Here is a 22,322-nt window from a genome sequence, read left to right as displayed (position 1 = left end):
TTTCTGCTTAATGCAAAATGGGACGGGTAGGATCAAACAAATAGTGAGATGATTTTAATAACTCATAAACATCTACGTCCTGTTCTTGTGCTTGACTGAAAAAGTTTCGTAAGTCATTCGTTTCAGTACTCTTCCATTCCTCCACTTTCATGACTTTACGAGAGGTCCTTGGCTTCCTTGCCGGAGTTGTGGTCTGAGGCTGGTCCAATTTATCTTTTACTACAGAGCTGTCTAATACTTCCAGAATATGCTGGAGGAGTACCTGTAAGTTCTCGTTTGGATATTTTTTTAATGCAGAAGTGACATGCGGTTCTATTGCAGCAGCGGGATGACCTAATGCTGTTAGCATACCTATTAAAGTAGAATAATGCGGTCCTAGATCTTTATGCTGTTTTTTTGTTTTTAATGCGGCTTTAAAACGGTGTTGTTCAACATACTCCTCAATTTGAACTTGAGGGATAGTGAGGTCAGAGTACCGTGCAATACGTGCAGGATTACCTGAACGCAGCGCATCTAGAATATCGTGAACTGGCTGTAATTGTTCTTCATAGACTTTTTTAAAAAGTTCAGATGTAATTTTTTCCAGACCAATGGTGATTGCATGAATCTGCACCAAGCAGAACAGTTTAACCACTAAATCTGGAATGCCCTGCGTATAATAATACCAAGTGTTTCTTAATTCATCGGTCAGTTCAGCTGGTTGTTGAACCCATTGATATTGCCACAGCTTGTTGGTGAAAGCATACCATTCAGAAATGATCATTTGATCAGGGGTGCTAGGATCGGGAGTGGGTGCTTCATTGCGCATAGGTTCCCAGATTAAAGAGCCTAATCCCGCACTGCGTCTAGCTGATCTTAAGTCTTCTTGCAGAATTTCATTGGCTTTGGGTGTCCCAATCATCACAATTGGAATGGATGCCACATTCACAAGTGTGACAAAGAAATTAAGAATAATCTCAGCCCCGCCAGATTTTTTTGTATTCAAATGCTGGATTTCATCAATGATTAAAAGTCCAATTGAATAGTTATTTGCGATGATTTTCATCTGCTGCAGCATTGCATTTACATTTAAGCGGCTTCTGGTAAAACGATGCTCGAAGTTAGTATCTCCTAATGCTAAATCTACTGCTCTAAAAAAGTTTGAGCATAAGTTTTTTAAAGAGCTATCATGAGGGCAATCAATTTTAAGATAAACAATTTGCTTTAACCCCAGTTCTTTATGCTCAATCACTTGCGGATAATAACGCAAAATCTTGTTCATCGTGGTCGTTTTCCCACTCCCAGAACATCCTATAATAGACATACTAGTGGCTGTCGATTCTGGAGGAGCGTAGCGGTAAGAGCTTTCGTTTGAAGGTTCTAGTTGTTGAAAAGCCGCGTGCAAATGCCTGTGTCGATCACCATTATTGATGTTTCTACTCACGTAACCTTGCCGGATCATGATAGAAATTTTTTGTTCAAGGGATAGATGTTTGGTGAGTGGTTGGAAAAAATCATGAGGCAGTTGAGCAATTAGATGAATTCTTTCGGGTTGAGGCAAAAAACGCTGCTCTGGAATAAATTTTAGTTTCCCTCGTAGGTGTTTAATAACCGACTTCGTGTCAAGAATGGGCGGTAATTGAGTAATGAGAGGATTATCCCCATAGATGTCTTCTATTGATGTATTAATCGTGAGTTCATTATTATTCATTCTTCATCGTCCTCTTCAAATAATTGTCTCATTAAATCTGGTTGACTTGTCAAATCTAGATTGCTGGTTTGAGATGGGGGTATTTGAGTATTATCTTTATTGGGATTGATGGTCCGGATAGAATTTGCAGGCCTGTTTTGTAGGTGTTCCGCACGTTCCATCTGCATGGCTTCTTGTTTATTCTGCCGGATATTTCGAGTACGTTGTGCGTTAGAAAGTTGGTGAACTCCCGCTTGAGCCCGCCGACTCTGTGCTGACTTAATGATGTTGTCAGTAAAATCCTGCAATTCGCTGATGGCTACAGACTTGAGTTGCGAATGCTGTTTTTCAACAGTTTTGATCGCTTTTTGAATTTGTTCAGCTTCCCACCAGGTCAGATGTTGATATTGACGTGAGGTATCATTTAAGTGAGCCTCCCAGTATTCCAATTTATTTTCATCATAAAAAATATAAATGGTATTTACTGAGTATGGGTCAAAACCAATCCGCAACTTTTTCGGGCGAGATTTGGTTGTGTTACGAATAAACCAGCCTTGTTGATGCATTTCCAGACATTGATAGACTAATCCTTTGACTTTAAGTCCTTTGTCACTTAAGGAGGCATCGATCCTAGGTAACAAGCCCACATAGAGTGATTTGTTATCCACTTGTCTTAACATCCCAGTGCGGTGCTGTAGGCCCCACTGCCAGAGCTTAAGAGGAATAGATGGTAGGTCAGTTGGCATATCGGCACTGCGATCATATTTCGTCAAGACATCAAAATTATTGCGTAACAAGATGCAGCTTAATATGATTTTTCTGAACTCTTCCAGAGTCAGGCACGCTTCTAGCCGATAATCATGTCCGCCTTTCTTTTTTTCCTTGAATCCAGAAACAACACCAATATTATCGTAGGATTTAAAGCGTGACTGAATGATTCCGAAAGCCCTCTCCACAATACCTTTGGCATCGCTTCGATACGGTGGTGCATTTTCAATTCGAACAGAAAAGTTTTTTTCAAGAAGTTCAATTTGATAGCCAATTAGTTCGCCGCGGTCTGCAAGTATGGCGCTAGGTAAACCATAAATCGGCCAGTCTTCCGCTTGTATTTGTAAGCCATAACTCTGACAGAATGTTACTTTATCTTGGATTGCGACGCTGAGGCATTGTATGGCTGTGTTAAATGAGCTGTTTTCCATACCGACATAAAGCCCAGTAATCATCCGGCTAAATACATCGATAGCAATATATACGGTAGGTCTGCCAATAATCTGTGATGGATCTCGTGATGATACAAGGTAGATATCAGCGATTGTTGAATCTATTTCATAACGTGCACCAGGACCATTTGCGTGCTTGGTCGCTGTTGAAGTCAGAGGTTTGTGATCTTTCAGAGTTTTCTGATTCTTCAGAATTTCCTTGGAATTGTTCTTATTTCTATATCGCTTATTATAAAAATAATAGAATTGGGCATAGGTTGGAATATCTGCGGCTTGCACTTGATGAAAGTGCTTAGAAAATAAATTTTTAAACCGAAGATAAGTTTCGTTAATGGATTGTTTTTTGACAGGAACTAAATAATCTTCGATGGCTTGCTTAAAATATAATTCAACCTGTTCAGTGACATTCTTACCTTCATTCGATTCATAAATGCGTGGTCTGCCAATTTTTTTATCACCTATAGCTCTTTTTTGGCCTTTTCCACCTGAGTTTTCATAGTCCGGTACCAAAGCATTTATAGTTTGACCACGTTGCCAGTAGCGTCTTAGGAGTCGTAGGATTTTATTAATTGATACTTCTTTTTCTAGATGTATAGTTTTAATTTTTGCAGTCCTGATTTTTGCATTGATAAGAACTTGTTCATCATTAATTAAATCTTGAATAATAAAAAAGTTTTCATCTCTTTTTTTGAGTTGAATAGAATCCTCACTCAAGTTTAATCGTTTTAAGTGTTCATAAGGATCTTGTGCTGGTATTAGGCTTTGATCATCTGAGAGAGTTTGAAGTTCCTTGGATAAAATGAGTTCAGGAAAAGCATTTTTATTATCAATTGCAATCCATACGGTATACTGCGGTAAGAATTTGAGTATCCGGTATTGTGTTGAATTCAAGATGTAAACTGAATTAATTAGTTGCATGGACTGTATTCTCGTTCTGGAGCAAATTACTTGCATGAATATCAGAGAGTTTAAGCTCCAAGTACGAAATTTCTAGATTAAATTGCAGTATTCGCAGGGCAAATAGTTTTCTAAACAATGCGAGCGTCGTTCCGATACCCCTTTTTTGAGTTTGGTCAGTATGGTTGCAGAAAGAGATCAATGAGCTTTGAGGATACTGGCTAATTTCTTCCATAAAATAAATTGCTTGATCAATCATATGATTTGTTATTTCAAGATTATTTTTTTCTACATACAGCCATTTAATGTTCTCTAGTACCGTAGCAGGAATATCCTTTTCGGTAATCAGCTTGAATGGCGTATTGTGCTCTTCTTCCCAGTAACGACGTTTAATTTCTAAAGACTCAATAATATGTGCTTTATTCAAATCCTTACTATAAAGAGTGTCGAGGGCTATAGAAAACTTACCAAAATCAACTAAAAAATCTGAAGATAGGGTAAAAGGTAGATAATCAACCGATACCTTTTTCATCCGGTAACGAGAACAGATGGAGTTAAGATCATAGATATCCAAAGGATAATGTTCACGAATATCTGTAACGTTCTGATTCCAGTCAAGCAGCAAAAAGGTGGATAACTCTAGATCAGAAAACAAGTGGTGAAGACGTTTACTCACACGACCTTGTACTCTATGAGAGCGACCAATTGAACTGAAGTTATGAACAGTTTTGCAAGATTTATAATCTCGTCCATGGCCTTGGCCATATCCTTCTTTTACTAATTCCTCATAGTTTTTTATAATTTTTGTCATACAGAAGACCTATGAATTTTGGTTGATAATTCATCATATCTCAAGGAAGATAATTTTGTATTTGGCATAAATATACAAACTTAAATATATTTATATACAAACAAAATTTTATAATTTTTATTTAATTGTTTTTTAAATTCAGTAGCTTAATAATTTATCGGGTATTTTAGTACTCAATTGCTGAGTTTAAAAAACGTTTAGGATAGGCAAAAGTATTCAAATTACATCTTAGTAAACATCGTTGCATATTTTTATGTAAACCAACTGCATATTCAGACTCAAACCCGACCATTCATTTTGGTTCATAGTAAAATGCTTATTTTATATTCCAAATATTTTAAAACAAAATATGCAAATTTGAATCTTAAAGTACTGCCTTAATCTGCTATAACTTGTACATCATATTGATGCACAAGTTGGTGGGAAATATGGCTAACTTAGCAACAGAACGAATCAATGTTCGTTCAACTGTAGATGCAAAGAATGTAATTGAGCAAGCTGCGAATTTATTGGGTCTTAGTGTGAGTTCCTTTATGATCCAATCCTCATTTGAACGAGCAAAAGAATTACTTAAATATCATCACGAGTTAAAAGTAAATAATGCTGATCGTGATATGTTAATGAATTTGCTTGAAAATCCACGCCCTGCAAATGATGAGATGAAAAAATTAATGAGTTTATTGGATGAAAATTGAGGTTTTACAAGACCATCATCAGAAAAAATCATTTAATTGTGGGCAAGATGATTTAAATAAGTTCATAAAACAATACGCATCCCAACATCAGAAATCAGGAACAAGTAAAACCTATGTTGCTATTGATGATGATGCACAGGTGAGGGGGTTTTATTGTCTATCAAGTACATCTATAGGATTTGATGGGGTTGATGTTGATGCTGTTCTCATTAAACGATTACCTCGTTATCCCTTACCTTGTGTGGTTGTGGGGCGCTTTGCCGTTGATCAAGCTGCACAGGGGCAAGGAGTTGGAAAAGTACTTTTGGCACATGCTCTTAAACAAGTTTCAAAAGTTGCTCAAATTATTGGTGTTAATTTTGTTGTAATACATGCAAAAGATCAAAAAGCCATAGAGTTTTATCAGCGTTTTGGCTTTATCTCATTAACATCAAATCCATTAACATTAATATATCCAGTGAATGAAATACCTAATTTTAAATAAGGTGGGCTGCTAGTAACAGGAGTAGCTAGTAGACTTATTCAGAATTTGCACATAGCTCCTTATCCCTTATTTTGCTTTATGACCAAATATTGCGCCTAATTATGGGAATTTAATTAAGTTTGTTTTATTTTTTTTCTTAAGTTGTTGATATTAATTGTTCTTTATATTTTAATTTTAAAATTAAGTTTGTATTAAAATTTGGTATCCTGAGTTTTAAATGAAATTAAGTTTGTATTAGATTCTTCCACTTTAAAATACGAATTCTTGCTCAGAAAGGGGAAGCATACTTTAAATAAAAATGAAATGTTTTCAAGGCGAGGTCAAAAAGGGATGCTTTTTGAATCTAGGGTGGGATTTTTATATATCTATATTGTTGAATATATTAGTAATAATTTTATATTTCTGGTGTGATTCTAATTTGAATTTAATTATATTAAAAACCCTGTAGACTTGGTGAAGAATCACTAGGTCTACAGGGTAGGGTTTTGTTCGTGTACTTCATTAATATACAAACTTAAATAATTAAATCTAAACTTAATTATTTGATACAAACTTAATTATACGAACACACTTTATTACTCAAAAACAAGTTTCCCAGCCTTTAACAAAAAAATTATTCTACAGTGACTGATTTTGCCAGATTACGTGGCTGATCGACATCGGTACCACGAAGTACAGCCACATGATAAGACAGTAATTGCACCGGAATGCTATACACAATTGGTGCCAAGATTGGATCGACGCTTGGTACAAAGACTACATGTTGACGGTCTTTGGCTTTAATACCGCTGTTTTCATCAGCAAACACAAACAGTTCACCGCCACGGGCCTGAACTTCTTCCATATTGGATTTCAGTTTGTCCAGCATGTCATCCTGTGGTGCCAGAATCACCACTGGCATGTCGTTGTCAACCAAGGCCAATGGACCATGCTTCAGTTCACCTGCCGCATAACCTTCAGCATGAATATAGGAAATTTCTTTAAGTTTCAGTGCACCTTCCAGAGCGATCGGGAAGTGCGTACCGCGGCCCAGGAACAGACAGTGCTGCTTTTCTACAAACAGTTCAGAAAGGCGTAAAATTTCATCGTCATGATGCAAGGTATCCAGAATCACTTTTGGCATATGCCATAAGTCGGTGCTAATGGCTGCGACCTGTTCTGCTGAAATTGTATTTTTGACTGTACCCAGTTTCAGTACCAACAGCATCAGTGCAGCTAGCTGTGTGGTAAAGGCTTTAGTCGATGCGACACCAATCTCAGGGCCTGCCAAAGTCAGCAGACTGTGATTGGTTTCACGCACCATCGAAGAGGTCGCCACGTTACAGATGGTCATCGTGGTGATGTCTAGCCCTTTGGCTGCTACACGTTTCTGTGTATCACGTAATGCAGCCAAAGTGTCGGCAGTTTCACCGGACTGGGAAATACACACATATAGCGTGTGATTCACAATCACTGGCGTGCGATAACGGAATTCGCTGGCAATCTCGACCTGACAAGGCAGATCAATCAGCTGTTCAAACCAGTATTTGGCAATCATGCCAGCATGATAGCTGGTACCGCAGGCAATAATCTGGACTTGCTGAATTTTGGAGAAGTCCTGTTCCGCACTGGCAAGGAAGTCTTCGCGCAGATCATTACCATTTAAGGCTTGGGAAATCGTCTGTTTGATCGCTTCAGGCTGCTCATAAATTTCTTTGAGCATGTAATGCTTGTACTCACCTTTAGAAGCATTGCTGACCGCAGCATCCAGTTCTTTGACTGGGCGATTCACCAGTTGACCATCGACAAAGACTTCAATGGTGGTGCGGGTCAAACGGGCAATATCACCTTCTTCCAGGTAGATAAAACGGTTGGTAATCGGGAGCAGCGCCAGCTGGTCAGAACTGATAAAGTTCTCGCCAATCCCCACACCAATGACGAGTGGCGAACCTTCACGTACGGTAATCAGTTCATCCGGATGATCTGTATGCACGATACCTAGGGCATAAGCACCTTTGAGTTGTGGTACCACCTGGCGCACAGCTTCCATTAAGCTGGGGGTGGATTTCAGGGCGTCATTGATCAGATGTGCAACCACTTCTGTATCGGTCTGTGAAGTAAAGACATAACCCAAAGCTTCAAGATCATCTTTGAGTTCTTGATAGTTCTCAATGATCCCGTTATGAACCACTGCCACATTTTCAGAAATATGCGGATGGGCATTTTCTTCAGTCGGTTTGCCATGGGTTGCCCAGCGTGTATGTGCAATGCCAAGTGAGCCGCTGATCTGTGATTCATTTACGGCCTGTTCAAGGTTCGCGACCTTGCCGACACGACGTTCACGCAGGACCTGGCTATTGTTGATGAGTGCCAAACCTGCTGAATCATAACCCCGGTATTCCAGGCGTTTTAAGCCTTCAATCAAAATATTGGTAATACTACGTTCTGCAATGCCACCGACGATACCACACATATTTATTCCCCCTTATTTCTTGATTTTTTGCGGACGTGGATAGTTTTCTTTGGCAAATTGCTTAGAACGTTCTACCGCCAAACTGTTGTCTTCCACATCACGAGTAATCGTCGAGCCTGCACCCACTGTAGCACCATTGCCAATTTTCACAGGTGCAACCAATGAACTGTTCGAACCAATGAAAGCCTGATCACCAATGATGGTTTTAAATTTATTCACACCATCATAATTGCAGGTAATGGTACCTGCACCAATATTAGAACCGGCACCGATTTCAGCATCCCCGAGATAGGTGAAGTGGTTGGCTTTAGAGCCTACGCCAATTGTGGTATTTTTCACTTCTACAAAGTTACCGATATGCACCTCGGCAGCAAGCTTCGCACCCGGACGCAGTCGTGCAAAAGGGCCAATCTGGGTATCTTCACCGACGATAGCATTGTCAAAAATGCTATATGGCTGAACCTTGGTGCCAGCTGCAATCTTGGTATTCTTGATAATACAGCCAGCGCCAATTTCAACGTTGTCGCCCAGCTCGCAATCACCTTCGATAATCACGTTGATATCAATGCGGACATCCTGACCGACAGTCAAATTGCCACGCAAGTCAAAGCGGCTTGGATCAATCAGATGTACGCCTTGCTGCATCAGCTGTTTTGCTTGATAAACCTGGAACTGACGTTCTAAAGCAGCCAGCTGCACCCGGTCATTTACCCCTTCAACTTCAAAAGCCTGCTCAGGTTCTACCGATGCAACTTGCATACCATCTGCCAAAGCCATCGCGACGATATCCGTCAGGTAATATTCACCTTGAGCATTGTCATTACTTAAACTTGGCAGCCATTGATGCAGTTTGGCATTGCTGACCGCATAAATACCGGTATTAATTTCTTTAATCTGACGTTGCTCTTCGGAAGCATCCTTGTGCTCAATAATGGCCTGGATCTGACCCTGTTCACGCACAATACGACCATAACCATTGGCATCTGGCAGGGTAAGCGTCACCAGACCAATACCGGTTGCTGCAGTGGCATCGAGTAATTTTTGTAAGGTTACAGGATTAATGCACGGCACATCGCCGGAAAGAATCAGCGAGACGCCGTCTTGTGGCAGGACAGGCAAGGTCATTTGTACGGCATGACCGGTACCCAGCTGTTCAGCCTGTTCGACCCATTTAATATCCTCTTGTGCAAATGCTGTCTGAACCCGATCACCGCCGTGACCATAAATCGTAATAATATTATCTGCGTTTAATTTTTTTGCCGTTTCAATGACATGACGCAGTAAAGGACGTCCTGCAAGGGGTTGTAATACTTTCGGTAAGCTAGAGCGCATGCGCGTTCCTTTACCTGCAGCAAGAATAATAACAGTCGTTGACATGTTCTAATCCTAAATATGGCTTATGCCACGATGAAGTAAAAATAAAGCAAAATACAAAGAGCCGCCCAAAGGCCGGCAATAATGTCATCCAGCATGATGCCGAAGCCACCAGCCACTTGACGATCAATCACCCTGATCGGCCAAGGTTTCCAGATATCAAATAACCTGAACAGGGCAAAACCGATGAGCAACCATAACCAGTTCATCTGGCCTAAATAGATCAGGGGCAAAAATGTGATGGATTGTCCGGCAAATTCATCCCAGACGATGCGGCCATCATCATGTACACCCATGACTCTAGCAGTATGCCCGCAGATATATATGCCAATCAGGGACATGATAGCAATGGCAAAAACACTGTTTAGAAAACCAAAATGCAGCCAGATAGGGATAAATAAAAGTGCAAAGGCCGAACCGAAAGTACCCGGTGCTTTGGGGATGAGACCGGAACCAAATCCTACCCCACTAAATACAATCAGTCGGTCGGTCCATGACATGGCTTTAAAATTGATCGCAGGTTTATGCAAAATGTTGATACCCATTAAATTGAAATAAATGGTCTGTGCCATCTTTTTCAAAAGTTAAGCCGTCTTGCTGCTGAATTGTGCCGATCATACTAATCGAAACATCAAGTTGTTTTTGCAATAATTTTTCGTAATTTTGCGAGCTTAGTGTAAAACATAATTCATAATCGTCACCACCTGCCAGTGCATACTGCCATTTTTGTGCATCGTCTAATGTCTGCAGGGTAGGACTGATCGGTAAGTTTTCGAGTTGCAGCTTTGCACCGACTTGAGAAGCTTTGAGAATATGTCCAAGATCTTGTGCCAAACCATCCGAGATATCAATCATGCTATGCGCCAGACCTTTTAGGGCAGCACCGAGCTGACAACGTGGCGTTGGATAATCCAGACGTTTTTGCAGTGGATGACCAAGATGCTGTAGTGCAAAAGCAGCATCTCCAACGGTGCCGCTGACACAGACCAGATCACCCGGTTTCGCCCCTGAGCGTGGCACAGCCTGGCCAATATCCACCCAGCCTAATGCAGTGACAGACAGGGTTAAATGAGGACTCTGAGTGGTATCACCACCGATTAAACTCACCCCAAATTGATCGCAGCAATCATATAGACCCTGACTAAAAGCTTTTAGCCAGTCATGATCAATCTGGGGTAGGCTCAATGCGAGTAAAATACTGTGCGGGGTTGCACCCATCGCAGCAATATCAGATAAATTGACAGCCACAGATTTCCAGCCAATCGCATGCGGATTGGTGTCCATTGGAAAATGGCGTCCAGCAACCAGGGTGTCGGCACAGATGACCAGTTGTTGCTGAGGAGGGGGGGTGAGCAAGGCTGAATCGTCACCGACGCCTAAATCGACAGAATTGGCATTCTTGCGATTGAAATAGGTGTCGATAATCGAAAATTCAGCCATCCAACATATCTACGCTATTAGTTAGACTGCTGTTTTTCTGCTGCACGCAAGGTTGTCGCTAAACGATCTAATACACCGTTGATGTATTTATGGCTGTCGGCACCGCCAAAATGTTTAGCCAGTTCGATTGCTTCATCCAGAACTACGCGATATGGAATCTCAAGATGTTCTTTGAGTTCATAGGCACCAAGACGAAGGGTTGCAAGCTCAACACCATCCAGTGCTGAAAGTTCGCGATCAAGTACCGGAACCAAGAGCGCATCCAGCTCTTCATGATTGGCAACCACTTGAGTCAACAATTCATGATAATAGCTCAGATCCACTTTGTGCATGGCATTTTCCACACGCGTACGTGCTTCAATCTCATGCACCGGATTGTGGCTCATCTGCCATTCATAAATTCCTTGTACAGCAAAGCGACGTGCTTTACGTTTTGCTGCATAAGTTGCTTGAAGTGTTTGCGACATAGCGTTAAATAGCCTTTAACAAGTTAACCATTTCAATCGCAGTCAGGGCAGCTTCGCTACCTTTATTGCCTGCTTTTGTTCCAGAGCGTTCAATCGCTTGTTCAATACTGTCCGTAGTGAGTACACCGTTAATGACAGGCAAGCCAGTGTCGAGGCCAACTACGCCCAAACCTTTGGCACATTCGCCTGCAACGAAATCGAAGTGAGGCGTGCTACCACGAATCACGGCGCCAAGCGCGATGATGGCATCGAAACGATCTGAAGCTGCCAGTTTTTTCGCAACTACAGGAAGTTCCCAGGCACCAGGTGCATGAACAACAGTGATATTATCCTCTGATACACCATGACGTTTCAATGTATCAATGGCACCTTCTAACAGATGTTCAACCACAAAGCTGTTAAAACGACCAACTAAAATCGCATAACGGTCTTCGTTCGCGAGATGTAACATACCTTCAATACGGCGAACTGCCATAACAACCTCGATGATTTCTTAAGATGTTTGTTGTGCGGTGATGTATTCCACCACTTCTAAGTTAAAGCCTGACAGGGCATTGAAACGCAATGGAGAGCTCAGCAGCTTCATTTTTTCAACGCCTAGATCACGCAAAATTTGTGCACCCACACCAATGGTCTGATACTGCTGAGACAGTGCAGCATTTGATTTTACATTTTTTGGTGCTTTAAGGGTATCTAATGCTGGACCCAAATCCTGTAAATGGCGCTGGCCAATCCAGACCAGTACACCACGATCACTATTGGAAATTTCTTTCAGGGCACGATCCAGGTTCCAGGCCGGTTCGCCATCCTGTTTCTTCAGTTTGAGCAAGTCGCGGGTCGGGTTAAAACCATGTACACGTACTGTGGTCACACCCTCTTTAGGCTCACCTTTGACCAAGGCCAGATGGATATCCGGATTACCCAGTTCACGATAGCGGTACAGGTCAAAGCTGCCGTATTCAGTATCAATACTTTGCTGATCAATACGCTCAACCGTTTGTTCATTGGTCATGCGGTAATGAATCAGATCGGCAATCGTGCCGATTTTTAGGCCATGCTTTTCAGCAAAGACTTCCAGATCCGGACGGCGCGCCATGGTGCCATCTTCATTAATGATTTCACAAATGACTGATGCTGGTTCCAGTCCTGCTAAACGGGAAAGATCACAACCTGCCTCGGTATGTCCGGCACGGTGCAATACACCGCCTGGTTGCGCCATCAGCGGGAAGATATGTCCTGGCTGTACAATATCTGCCGGTTTGGCATGAGCAGCCACAGCAGTTTGAATTGTGTGCGCACGTTCAGCCGGAGAAATACCGGTAGAAATACCTTCAGCCGCTTCAATCGACAGGGTGAAATTGGTCCCATGCTGGGCGCCGTTGGCATCTACCATCAAAGGTAGATTTAACTGCTGGCAACGCTCTTTACTTAAAGTCAGGCAGACCAGACCACGTGCGTGGGTGATCATGAAGTTGATGTCTTCAGGACGTACGTGCGTGGCAGCAATCACCAAATCGCCTTCATTTTCACGGTCTTCATCATCCATCAGGATGACCATTTTTCCTGCACGGATATCTGCTACAAGCTCTTCAACAGTATTGAGCGGCATCAACCTTCACCTTCTTTTTTGATCTTGATCAGACCGAATCATGACATTATTGGGTACATAGTCTAACGCTTTTTGCGCAATTTTGCCTATGCTTATTGCTTTCCCTCTAGTGGTTCATTGTTATACACAGTCTTGATAAACATGAAAAGCCGACTTTAAAGAAAGCCTAGGCTTTATGCAGGTTTTTTGAGCAAGTAAAAAGCATAAAAAATGAGAAACTTAGGTGAAATCAACATAAGCTCAGACATTAAGGTGTTTTCAGAAAGTATTTTAATTTATTGTCAGTCATTCAAGGGAATTCTAGACGAACAATGCTGGAAAATTTTACCTAGTATTAAAAAATTTTAAAAATATCGAATAAAAAGCGAACCGAAGCTCGCTTTAGATTTACTTTACTTCTTAGAAAAAACCTGCCGGTTTGGTTGAATAGCTCACCAACAGGTTTTTGGTTTGCTGATAGTGATCCAGCATCATTCTGTGATTCTCACGGCCAATACCGGATTTTTTATAGCCACCGAAAGCCGCATGCGCAGGGTAGATATGATAACAGTTGGTCCAGACCCGGCCGGCCTGAATGGCACGGCCAGCACGGTAGGAGGTATGCGCTGAGCGTGACCAGACACCGGCACCGAGTCCGTAAATCGTATCGTTGGCAATCTTGATCGCATCATCAAAGTCTTTAAAGGTAGTCACAGCCAGAACAGGCCCGAAGATTTCTTCCTGGAAGGTCTTCATGTCATTGGTACCTTTAAAGATGGTTGGTTCAATATAGAAACCTTGACCCACTTCCTGACGTGCTTCACCACCGGTCAGGATCTGTGCGCCCTCTGCACGGCCAGTGGCAATACAACCCAGAATCTTGTCCTGCTGCTCCTGCGAAGCCTGCGCCCCGATCATGGTGTCGGTATCTAACGGATGACCAGTCTTAATCCGTTGCACCCGCTCTACTGCACGCGCCAGAAATTCGTCAGCAATACTTTCCTGGATCAGCGCACGCGATGGACAGGTACAGATTTCACCTTGATTCAGGGCAAACATGGCAAAGCCTTCCAGAGCTTTGTCCAGATAGTCGTCTTCCTGATCCATAATGTCAGCAAAGAACAGATTCGGTGATTTACCGCCCAGTTCCAGAGTCACCGGAATAATATTTTCAGTCGCATATTGCATGATCAACTGACCCACTGCGGTTGAACCGGTAAAGGCAATCTTGGCAATGCGTGGATTGGTCGCCAGTGGACGGCCGACTTCGACCCCGTAGCCATTGACGATGTTCAATACGCCCGGCGGTAAAATATCCTGAATCAGTTCAGCCAGCACCAGAATACTGACCGGAGTCTGTTCTGCAGGTTTCAGCACAATGCAGTTGCCTGCAGCCAATGCTGGTGCCAGTTTCCATGCGGTCATTAGAATCGGGAAGTTCCAGGGAATGATTTGTCCGACTACACCAAGCGGTTCATGAAAATGGTAGGCGATGGTATCTTCATCAATTTCGGAAATGCCGCCTTCCTGGGCACGGATACAGCCGGCAAAATAACGGAAATGGTCGATCGCCAGTGGAATATCTGCAGCCAGCGTTTCACGGACCGGTTTGCCATTGTCCCAGGTTTCTGCCACAGCCAACATTTCCAGATTTTGTTCCAGACGGTCGGCAATTTTCAACAGAATATTGGAGCGGGTGGTCGGCGATGCTCTGTTCCATTGTTCTTTGGCTTTGTGCGCTGCATCCAGGGCCAATTCAATGTCTTCTACAGAAGAACGCGGAACCTTGGTAAAGACTTTGCCATCTACCGGAGAGATGTTGTCAAAGTATTCACCTTTGACCGGCGTGACCCATTCGCCGCCAATGAAATTATCGTATTGTGCTTTAAATTGAATTTTTGAACCGTCAGTATTGGGGTCTGCATAACGCATAATCTATTCCTTTATATGATTGTTAGTGGTGCAGGCTGCGCGCATGTTGCCGATCAAAAAATATAGGCGCTTCTGCATTCAGCTCTACTATAAAGAGGGAAAAAGACGGACGGTTGTTTGTTTACAGGCTTGCTACAAAAGACAATATTTGGAGACAAGTAGTAGAAAAATAAAAGTTACAAATTTTAAATTCTTAAATTTAAAAACAAGGGTTTATTATATTTATAAAACATCGAAAGATTGGCATATTTTCAATGTGCTTAATTACATTCCAACCTAATAAGGATTCAAAAGAAGCCAAGCAGGAGAAATGAGGGTAAATTTCATTTCTCCTTCCACGTTTATCTAAAGCCCTTTGTCATGCAGCCATTGAAACAGTTGCTGATAAACCTGCTTACGCACAGATTGCTCTGAAAGTACCAGATCATGTAAACCGTTCTGGATACTTTGAACCGTGACATCGCCTTTAATTTTTTTGGCATATTTCTGAATGTCTTTAATGCCTAAAATTACATCGCTGCTCTGTGCGGCTTTGCCCCATTTTTTAGGGTATAAGGTCTGATGCGAATGCATGATGAGTACCGGAACATCGAGCTGAACACCGCGATGAATTTCTTTCTGTGCCTCATGAATGGCACGAATAAAACTGATCCGAACCATCGGGTAGCGGGTCTTTTTCCAGTCCAGACTAAAGTCCCATTCGCCTTTTAAATCCTTATGAAGGCTGGTGGCATACCACTTGTTCAGCTCGCTTGGAAATTTAAGATTGGGAAAAATTTTAGCCAGTCTGCTCAATTGCGGGATGCCGAGCGCGCGCTTGATCGGATTCATGTTGAAGTCATAAAACGGACTGTTGACCCAAAGCGCTTTGATTAAAGGATGCTGCGGATGATGTGCCGCATACAAGGTTGTGGTCAGGCCGCCGGTAGAATGACCACAGAGCAGGGCAGCATCGTGGCCCTCAGCTGCTATAATGTCGAGGGCTTGGGTAATTTCTGCATCATATTCAGCCAGGTCATACACGTTATAATATTTTTGATGTGGCAGAATCGAACGTCCGTACTTTCTTAAATCCAGCGCATAAAAATCAAAACCATGCTGATTAAAGCGCTCTGCCATTTCGGTCTGAAAAAAATAATCGATAAAGCCGTGAATATATAAAACTGCTTTTTTTGTGGGTTGGGCTGCTTTTTTACGGATCAGGGTTGCTACGACTTTACCCTCATAATCATCAGGAAAGTTTAAGGTCGCTTGCTCATAGTCTGTCCCCAAAATATCGGGCTGATAAAGCGGTTGCAGTTCACTCATTTTTATACTCGTTGGTCTTATTAAATTTATGCTTTATCCTTGATGAGCTGAGGTTTTTTGTCAAACAGATCTTGCTACCGATTTAAATTAAAAATACGAATAGGGATTAATTTTAGAAACCGTCCAAAACCTAGGCTGAAAATGAGTGTTATCAGATTATAAAATCCTGCTACAAGTATTATAAATTTGCTAAATGACCTAACAGCTTAAAATCAGGCTAAGCTATATAAAATAAACAAAGTGATGTGACTATTTTGGCAGAACTGCCGAAGATTGATTAGATGAGTTAAATAATGCCCAGAGAAAATTTGAACAGTAAACGCCCTTTATATATTCCTTATGCTGGAAATACTCTGCTAGAACTCCCACTACTCAATAAAGGCTCTGCATTTTCTGAAGAAGAGCGTAGAAGCTTTAACTTGCATGGCTTGATTCCTCATGTCACCGAGACGATTGAAGAACAAAGTCAGCGTTCTTATCAGCAGTATTGTGCTTTTAGCAGTGATATTAACAAGCATATTTATTTGCGGAATATTCAGGATACCAATGAGACCCTGTTTTACCATCTGATTGAAAATCACCTCAGTGAGATGATGCCGATTATCTATACCCCGACTGTGGGTGAGGCATGTCAGCGCTTTTCTGATATTTATCGCCGTCATCGTGGGATCTTTATTTCCTATCCTGACCGTGATCAGATCGACCAGATTATTCACAATATCAATAAAAAGAACGTGAAAGTGATTGTGATTACAGATGGTGAGCGCATTTTGGGTCTTGGAGATCAAGGCATCGGTGGTATGGGGATTCCCATTGGAAAACTGGCACTCTACACCGCATGTGGCGGGATCAGTCCGGCCTATACCTTACCGATTACTCTTGATGTCGGTACCAATAATCAGCAGTTGTTAAATGACCCGATTTATATGGGCTGGCGTGAACCACGAATCAGCGGCGATGAATACTATGCTTTTGTCGAGACGGTGATTCGGGCGATTCAACAGCGCTGGCCAGATGCCTTAATTCAGTTTGAAGACTTTGCACAGAAAAATGCCATGCCTTTGCTGGAAAAATATCGTGATCGAATCTGTTGTTTTAATGATGATATTCAGGGCACCGCAGCAGTGTCTGTCGGCAGCCTGATTGCTGCTTCGCGTGCAGCAGGTAAACAGCTCAAAGATCAGGTGGTTACTTTCCTGGGTGCTGGTTCAGCTGGTTGCGGGATTGCAGAACAGATCATTAAGCAAATGGTTGCTGAGGGTTTAAGTGATGCTGAAGCGCGTGCACGCGTGTTTATGGTCGACCGCTTTGGTCTGATCACAGAAAATCAGCCGAATTTACTGGACTTCCAGCGCAAACTGGCACAGCCTCTTGAAAATGTAGAAAGTTGGGCAGATGCAGAGAGCATGATTTCTCTGCTAGATGTAGTTAAGCGTGCCAAACCGACGGTACTGATAGGCGTATCTGGACAGCCAGGTCTATTCACTCAGGAAGTGATTGAAGCCATGGCTGAAAACAGTGTGCAACCGATTATTTTCCCTTTATCCAATCCGACTTCCCGCGTAGAAGCTGTTCCGGCAGATATCTTGCAATGGACCAAGGGCAAAGCGTTGATTGCGACGGGTAGCCCATTTGCACCAGTGAATTATCAGGGGCAGATTCATCATATTTCACAATGCAATAACTCTTATATTTTCCCTGGTATTGGTTTGGGTGTGGTTGCTTCAGGTGCGAAACGTGTCACGGATAATATGCTCATGGCCTCGAGTAATGCCTTGGCGGACTGTTCTCCGAAACTGAAAGATCCTCAGGCAGATTTATTGCCAAATCTGGATTGTTTACAGTCGATTTCGAAGCAGATTGCCTTAAAAGTGGCGCTTGCTGCGATTGAAGATGGGGTAGCACCGAAAGTCAGTGTAGAAGAATTGCAGTTGGCTATTGAACGTAATTTCTGGACACCGCAATACCGTAACTATCAGCGAATTACCTTTTAATTATATTGGAAATGGACTCTGTATTGTGGCTAGTGGTTTGCTAGCTTGAGTTTATCTGATGCGTTGGTGAAATATAAAAAGCCCTGATCTTTTGATGAGGGCTTTTTATATTGTCGTAGGGGTGGCATGGTCACATCTTGGTTATAAAATCAGAAAGTACTTTAAGAATTTGTTATTGAGTGAAACAAAAATGAAAGGATCATTTAAAAAAATAACATCAACATAAAAAAAGCCCCGATCTTTCGATCAGGGCTTTTTTAGAATCTGGAGCGGGAAAGGAGACTCGAACTCCCGACCCCAACCTTGGCAATAGTCACCGACATAAAATACACTAAATAACATAATTGGTATTTCAATAAACCCTATATATAACAGTTATATAGGGTTTTTATTTTGTGTGGTGTAATTTAAGGTAGAGTAGGGTGCTTTAAGTTTTGGTCACTAATTTTAATATGTAAATCAACAATAATTACCGACATATATATTCTCTTTCTAAGAATAGTTTACTATTTGGTATAATATTATGATGAGGTTAGGGCTTTGACTGCTACGATTTCTGTTTGGCCTTTTGGCGTAAGACATACAAATATAAGTTTTCTACTTTTTCACGTGCCCATGGGGTGGTACGCAAGAATCGCAATGATGATTTAACACTTGGGTCTATGCAAAAACATCTAATCTCAATTTTACGACTTAAACCTTCAAAGCCACCGTAGTAATCCAATAATTCATCCAAAATGTCAGCAAGTTTTTTACCGTGTAAAGGATCATTGGTGGTGTTCATAATAGATCAATCGTATTTTGGGTGGCCATTATTATAACCTGGGCTAGTTGGAAAACTAGAGAGTTGGAATGTAGGTAATGATGGACTGAATAGCCACCAAAATTCTAGACACACATAACCATATTTTGGACTGCCACTGCTGTCCCACAATTTTTACAAGAGGAAGCTTACGCGAGCTTCCTCTTGATTGATGGAGGCTTTATCGAGTGAAAATAACGCTTTTAAGGTTTTTATTTCAAATAAATTTACTGGAATTATTCTGAGTAAGCGCTGAACTGTATTAGTTCAGAGTTAATCTGATTTTTTATCTTAGGAAAGAAAATTATTTCACCTAACCTTAAAATAATGTTTTTCAGTAACCAGCTAAATTTTTATTTGTTTATAAAGACGCTCTTTAGGGTCTTCATTTGATTTTGTGACTTTATCAGCAAATTTCTTATCTAACATCAAGGCTGCATATGTTTTGTAACCTATCTCCAATCGGTCTACCTTATTTCCTTCTTGTTCAAACTCTTCAATTAATTTATTGACTTTTTTTACGCTGATATCACTCATATCTTTCAACCATTTAATTTGGGGTTCTTTTAATCTAATCTTTAATTATTGAGATTAGATTAAAGTACCAAGCGCATTTAAGGGCTAATAGCTTATGGAGTAATCACCCCAGGTTAATTAACCCGAATCGCGGATAAGAAATAAACTTGAAAAATAAGAGGACTAGAGCCATCAGTTGAGTTACCAAACCTAAAGCTTTAGCCCCGATGTTCAATAGTAACGAATTATTCTGCGTAATTGATGATTTCTTTCTGAAATTTGAAGCAACTTATTGGAAATTTTCTAAATAAAGTCATCAGTCTATAAGAATTCGAATAGCCCAACTCAGCCTCTCAGAAATTAGTTTTATCGTCATTTGGTATATTTAGGACTTGGAAAAATTAGGCTTCATAGAAATGTCATAATTTAGAGATATTAATGTCATCGAACTGGATTAAAAAAGAACTAAAAACCCACAATAGCAAGCTGTTATGACTAAAAAAATATCCAGACGTGAACTGCTTAAGACCTCCATTGCAGGCTTCGGTGCTTTGTCTTTACCCATATCTTTGACCGCTTGTGGCAATGATGAGGATGCTTCAGATCAAGCTCAGGCACATCCTAAAGTCGCTTTTAAACATGGGGTGGCCAGTGGTGATCCCTTACAGGATCGGATAATTCTATGGACACGCTTAAGTCCGGAAGATGAAAACCTGCGTTATCAGGTGCAGTGGGAAATTGCTGCCGATCAGGATTTTCGCCAGATAATCAATACAGGACAAGTTGAAACCAGTCGGTCGCAAGATTTCACGGTTAAAGTCGATGCGGATCGTCTATCGGCAGGGCAAACTTATTTTTACCGTTTTAAGTGTGCATCGGTATATTCATCTGTCGGTCAAACCAAAACTTTAGCCACGCAAAGCAAGCTGGTGCAATTTGCCGTTTGTTCATGTTCCAATTATCCAGCCGGATATTTTCATATCTATCAGGAAATTGCCCAGCAAGACCTAGATGTGGTGATTCATTTAGGGGATTACATTTATGAGTACGGGATGGGTGGTTATGCGACTGAAGAGGCTGCAGCATTAGGCCGAAGTCTGGCTGCAGATAATGCTGAGGAAATCATTAAACTGGAAGACTACCGCAAGCGTTATGCCTTGTATCGAACTGATGCGGACTTACAAGCAGCACATCAGCGTCATCCATTTATTGTGGTCTGGGATGATCATGAGCTGACCAATGATACCTGGGAGCAGGGTGCGGAAAATCATGATGTTTCAGAAGGTGATTTTTTTGCACGTAAGCTGGCTGCTTTGCAGGCCTATTTTGAATGGATGCCGATTCGTCCAGTGTCTGAAACAGATCATTTGAATATTTATCGCCAGTTTAATTTTGGTGATCTGGTTCAGCTGAATATGCTGGATACTCGTATTTTGGCGCGTAACAAGCAATTGCAATATGCTGACTATCTTACCGCGACAGGACTAGATGCCAATAAATTTCAGACAGATTTGCTCAATCCGACGCGTACCTTGTTAGGACATACACAACGTGAATGGATACTGAAACAACTCAGCCAATCGAATGCCGTCTGGAATGTGCTGGGTCAGCAGGTGCTGATGAGCAAGATGCTAATTCCGGCCGAAATTCTGGCTGTTTTGGGGCAGATCACCAGTGGTCAGGCCACTGCAGATGTGTTGCTACAAGTGCGTCAGATGCTGACAGAACTGGTAGGCCTAAAAATACGCTATCTGCAAAATGATCCAACTTTGACAAAGGCAGAATTAGCCAGAATACTGACTGTTGTGCCTTATAATCTTGATGCCTGGGATGGGTACGTCGTGGAGCGTGAGGTGATTTATACGGCTTGTAAACAGCTGAATAAAAAACTGATTGTACTTGCAGGAGATACCCATAATGCCTGGAACTCCACTTTGAGAGATCAAGCCGGCAGTACAGTCGGGGTAGAACTAGCGACCAGTTCAGTTTCATCACCGGGTATGGAGAAGTATTTGCAGATTCCCTTAGCCCAGTTACAGGAATTTGAAATGGCATTTACTACGCTAATTGATGAGCTGAATTATTGTAATTTGAATCAACGCGGATACTTGAGTGTTGCATTTACCCCGGATCAGGTACAGGCGAACTGGATTTTTATCGATAGCATCCAGAATCGTAGTTATCAGGTTGATCAAAGCCGTGCGTATCAGCTTCAATTAGATCATGAATTAAATGAAATCAAACCGTTAAAGCAAACTGCCTAAGCTGCTTAGAGTTTAAATATCCGGGCCAATGCCCGGATATTTTTTTATAACATTTCATCCCTATAGCTATCAATATCCAGATGTTTGATCGTATTTGCAATACTGATGCTCATATTTTAGTAGCCGCGTATATAATCCGGCAAAGTGAATTAATTGCTGTTTTAGTTCGGCATACCGAGGATCATGGCTTGAATAAAAACGTAATTTTAGTCGTAGCAGGCAGGTTTTTTATAAGCCCAAAAACAGATTTTATGTAATGGGAACAAAAATCATTGCAGCCAAGGCCCAAGGAATTAAGAGGCAGAGTAAAACTTGAAGTGCGACATAAACCACCTAATTAATTTAAAGGGTTTATGGAGTATATAAAATTGTCATACCATCATCTTAACTTTGAAGATCGTACTGCATT

18 protein-coding genes and 3 pseudogenes are annotated in these 22,322 nt (G+C 41.6%); 5 read left to right on the top strand and 16 right to left on the bottom strand.

Features of this window, described 5'->3' with window-relative positions; translation table 11 throughout:
• Positions 1–7 precede the first annotated feature (7 nt).
• Genes WFH18_RS03530 through WFH18_RS03520 form a run of 3 tightly spaced genes read right to left on the bottom strand, consistent with a single transcriptional unit; the run spans position 8 to position 4,597 of the window.
• Positions 8–1,690: an AAA family ATPase gene (locus WFH18_RS03530; RefSeq protein WP_336754585.1), complete on the bottom strand. Its 1,683-nt coding sequence runs from the start codon at positions 1,688–1,690 to the stop codon at positions 8–10.
• Entirely contained in the window at positions 1,687–3,807 is a 2,121-nt protein-coding gene (locus tag WFH18_RS03525) for a Mu transposase C-terminal domain-containing protein (protein WP_005094701.1), read from the bottom strand. Before WFH18_RS03525 ends, WFH18_RS03530 begins: the two co-directional genes overlap by 4 nt.
• Entirely contained in the window at positions 3,794–4,597 is an 804-nt protein-coding gene (locus WFH18_RS03520; protein WP_004728826.1) for a heteromeric transposase endonuclease subunit TnsA, read from the bottom strand. Before WFH18_RS03520 ends, WFH18_RS03525 begins: the two co-directional genes overlap by 14 nt.
• A gap of 428 nt (positions 4,598–5,025) precedes the next feature.
• Here WFH18_RS03520 and WFH18_RS03515 point away from each other — a divergent pair, with 428 nt between their 5' ends.
• Positions 5,026–5,292 carry a type II toxin-antitoxin system TacA family antitoxin gene (locus tag WFH18_RS03515; protein WP_004728824.1) on the top strand — a complete coding sequence of 89 codons (267 nt, stop codon included), beginning with the start codon at positions 5,026–5,028 and terminating at the stop codon, positions 5,290–5,292.
• Positions 5,282–5,776 carry a GNAT family N-acetyltransferase gene (locus tag WFH18_RS03510; protein WP_336754584.1) on the top strand — a complete coding sequence of 165 codons (495 nt, stop codon included), beginning with the start codon at positions 5,282–5,284 and terminating at the stop codon, positions 5,774–5,776. Before WFH18_RS03515 ends, WFH18_RS03510 begins: the two co-directional genes overlap by 11 nt.
• Positions 5,777–6,389: 613 nt before the next feature.
• Here WFH18_RS03510 and glmS read toward each other — a convergent pair.
• The 9 genes from glmS to WFH18_RS03465 all read right to left on the bottom strand — a co-directional run bounded on the left by glmS (position 6,390) and on the right by WFH18_RS03465 (position 16,337).
• On the bottom strand, positions 6,390–8,228 hold the full coding sequence (glmS, locus tag WFH18_RS03505) for a glutamine--fructose-6-phosphate transaminase (isomerizing) (protein ID WP_168730942.1): 1,839 nt from the start codon (positions 8,226–8,228) through the stop codon (positions 6,390–6,392).
• 12 nt (positions 8,229–8,240) lie between these two features.
• Positions 8,241–9,605 carry a bifunctional UDP-N-acetylglucosamine diphosphorylase/glucosamine-1-phosphate N-acetyltransferase GlmU gene (gene glmU, locus WFH18_RS03500; protein ID WP_005268139.1) on the bottom strand — a complete coding sequence of 455 codons (1,365 nt, stop codon included), beginning with the start codon at positions 9,603–9,605 and terminating at the stop codon, positions 8,241–8,243.
• Between the two features lie 20 nt (positions 9,606–9,625).
• Positions 9,626–10,147 (bottom strand): phosphatidylglycerophosphatase A family protein, encoded by a 522-nt coding sequence (locus tag WFH18_RS03495; protein WP_026056540.1) that lies wholly within the window; start codon positions 10,145–10,147, stop codon positions 9,626–9,628.
• Positions 10,125–11,042, bottom strand: a complete 918-nt coding sequence (thiL, locus tag WFH18_RS03490; protein ID WP_005268136.1) for a thiamine-phosphate kinase — start codon at positions 11,040–11,042, stop codon at positions 10,125–10,127. The genes WFH18_RS03495 and thiL overlap by 23 nt, the downstream gene beginning before the upstream one ends.
• A gap of 17 nt (positions 11,043–11,059) precedes the next feature.
• Positions 11,060–11,509, bottom strand: coding sequence for a transcription antitermination factor NusB (gene nusB / locus WFH18_RS03485; RefSeq protein WP_005173752.1), 450 nt, complete (start codon positions 11,507–11,509; stop codon positions 11,060–11,062).
• A gap of 4 nt (positions 11,510–11,513) precedes the next feature.
• Positions 11,514–11,984 (bottom strand): 6,7-dimethyl-8-ribityllumazine synthase, encoded by a 471-nt coding sequence (gene ribH / locus WFH18_RS03480; protein WP_004280926.1) that lies wholly within the window; start codon positions 11,982–11,984, stop codon positions 11,514–11,516.
• An 18-nt stretch (positions 11,985–12,002) separates the two neighbouring features.
• Positions 12,003–13,118, bottom strand: coding sequence for a bifunctional 3,4-dihydroxy-2-butanone-4-phosphate synthase/GTP cyclohydrolase II (ribBA, locus tag WFH18_RS03475; RefSeq protein ID WP_005268135.1), 1,116 nt, complete (start codon positions 13,116–13,118; stop codon positions 12,003–12,005).
• Between the two features lie 399 nt (positions 13,119–13,517).
• A complete protein-coding gene (gene exaC, locus WFH18_RS03470; protein ID WP_168730941.1) occupies positions 13,518–15,029 on the bottom strand; it encodes an acetaldehyde dehydrogenase ExaC in 1,512 nt (503 codons plus the stop codon).
• Between the two features lie 345 nt (positions 15,030–15,374).
• Positions 15,375–16,337, bottom strand: coding sequence for an alpha/beta hydrolase (locus WFH18_RS03465; protein ID WP_168730940.1), 963 nt, complete (start codon positions 16,335–16,337; stop codon positions 15,375–15,377).
• A gap of 293 nt (positions 16,338–16,630) precedes the next feature.
• Between WFH18_RS03465 and WFH18_RS03460 the strand changes: the two genes are divergently transcribed.
• Positions 16,631–18,331, top strand: a complete 1,701-nt coding sequence (locus WFH18_RS03460; protein WP_004280930.1) for an NAD-dependent malic enzyme — start codon at positions 16,631–16,633, stop codon at positions 18,329–18,331.
• A gap of 547 nt (positions 18,332–18,878) precedes the next feature.
• Here the strand turns inward: WFH18_RS03460 and WFH18_RS03455 are convergent.
• From WFH18_RS03455 to WFH18_RS03445, 3 genes and pseudogenes are all read right to left on the bottom strand, one after another.
• Positions 18,879–19,115 carry a VF530 family DNA-binding protein gene (locus tag WFH18_RS03455; RefSeq protein WP_004280931.1) on the bottom strand — a complete coding sequence of 79 codons (237 nt, stop codon included), beginning with the start codon at positions 19,113–19,115 and terminating at the stop codon, positions 18,879–18,881.
• A 153-nt stretch (positions 19,116–19,268) separates the two neighbouring features.
• Positions 19,269–19,394 (bottom strand): annotated as a pseudogene (locus WFH18_RS03450) (IS4 family transposase); the annotation flags it as partial.
• An 84-nt stretch (positions 19,395–19,478) separates the two neighbouring features.
• Positions 19,479–19,670, bottom strand: coding sequence for a hypothetical protein (locus WFH18_RS03445; protein WP_005105075.1), 192 nt, complete (start codon positions 19,668–19,670; stop codon positions 19,479–19,481).
• Between the two features lie 206 nt (positions 19,671–19,876).
• On the opposite strand from WFH18_RS03445, the pseudogene WFH18_RS03440 reads away from it, so the two are divergent.
• Positions 19,877–20,032, top strand: a pseudogene (locus WFH18_RS03440) (IS982 family transposase); the annotation flags it as partial.
• A gap of 108 nt (positions 20,033–20,140) precedes the next feature.
• Positions 20,141–21,913, top strand: coding sequence for an alkaline phosphatase D family protein (locus tag WFH18_RS03435; protein WP_086044319.1), 1,773 nt, complete (start codon positions 20,141–20,143; stop codon positions 21,911–21,913).
• Positions 21,914–21,957: 44 nt separating this feature from the next.
• Here the strand turns inward: WFH18_RS03435 and WFH18_RS03430 are convergent.
• Positions 21,958–22,170: pseudogene (locus WFH18_RS03430) on the bottom strand (hypothetical protein); the annotation flags it as partial.
• Positions 22,171–22,322 lie beyond the last annotated feature (152 nt).

It is taken from the genome of Acinetobacter sp. USHLN143, assembly GCF_037145695.1.
GTDB lineage: Bacteria > Pseudomonadota > Gammaproteobacteria > Pseudomonadales > Moraxellaceae > Acinetobacter > Acinetobacter fasciculus.
The sequence above is the reverse complement of the archived record's forward strand: the minus strand, read 5'-3'. Positions and strand labels throughout refer to the sequence as shown.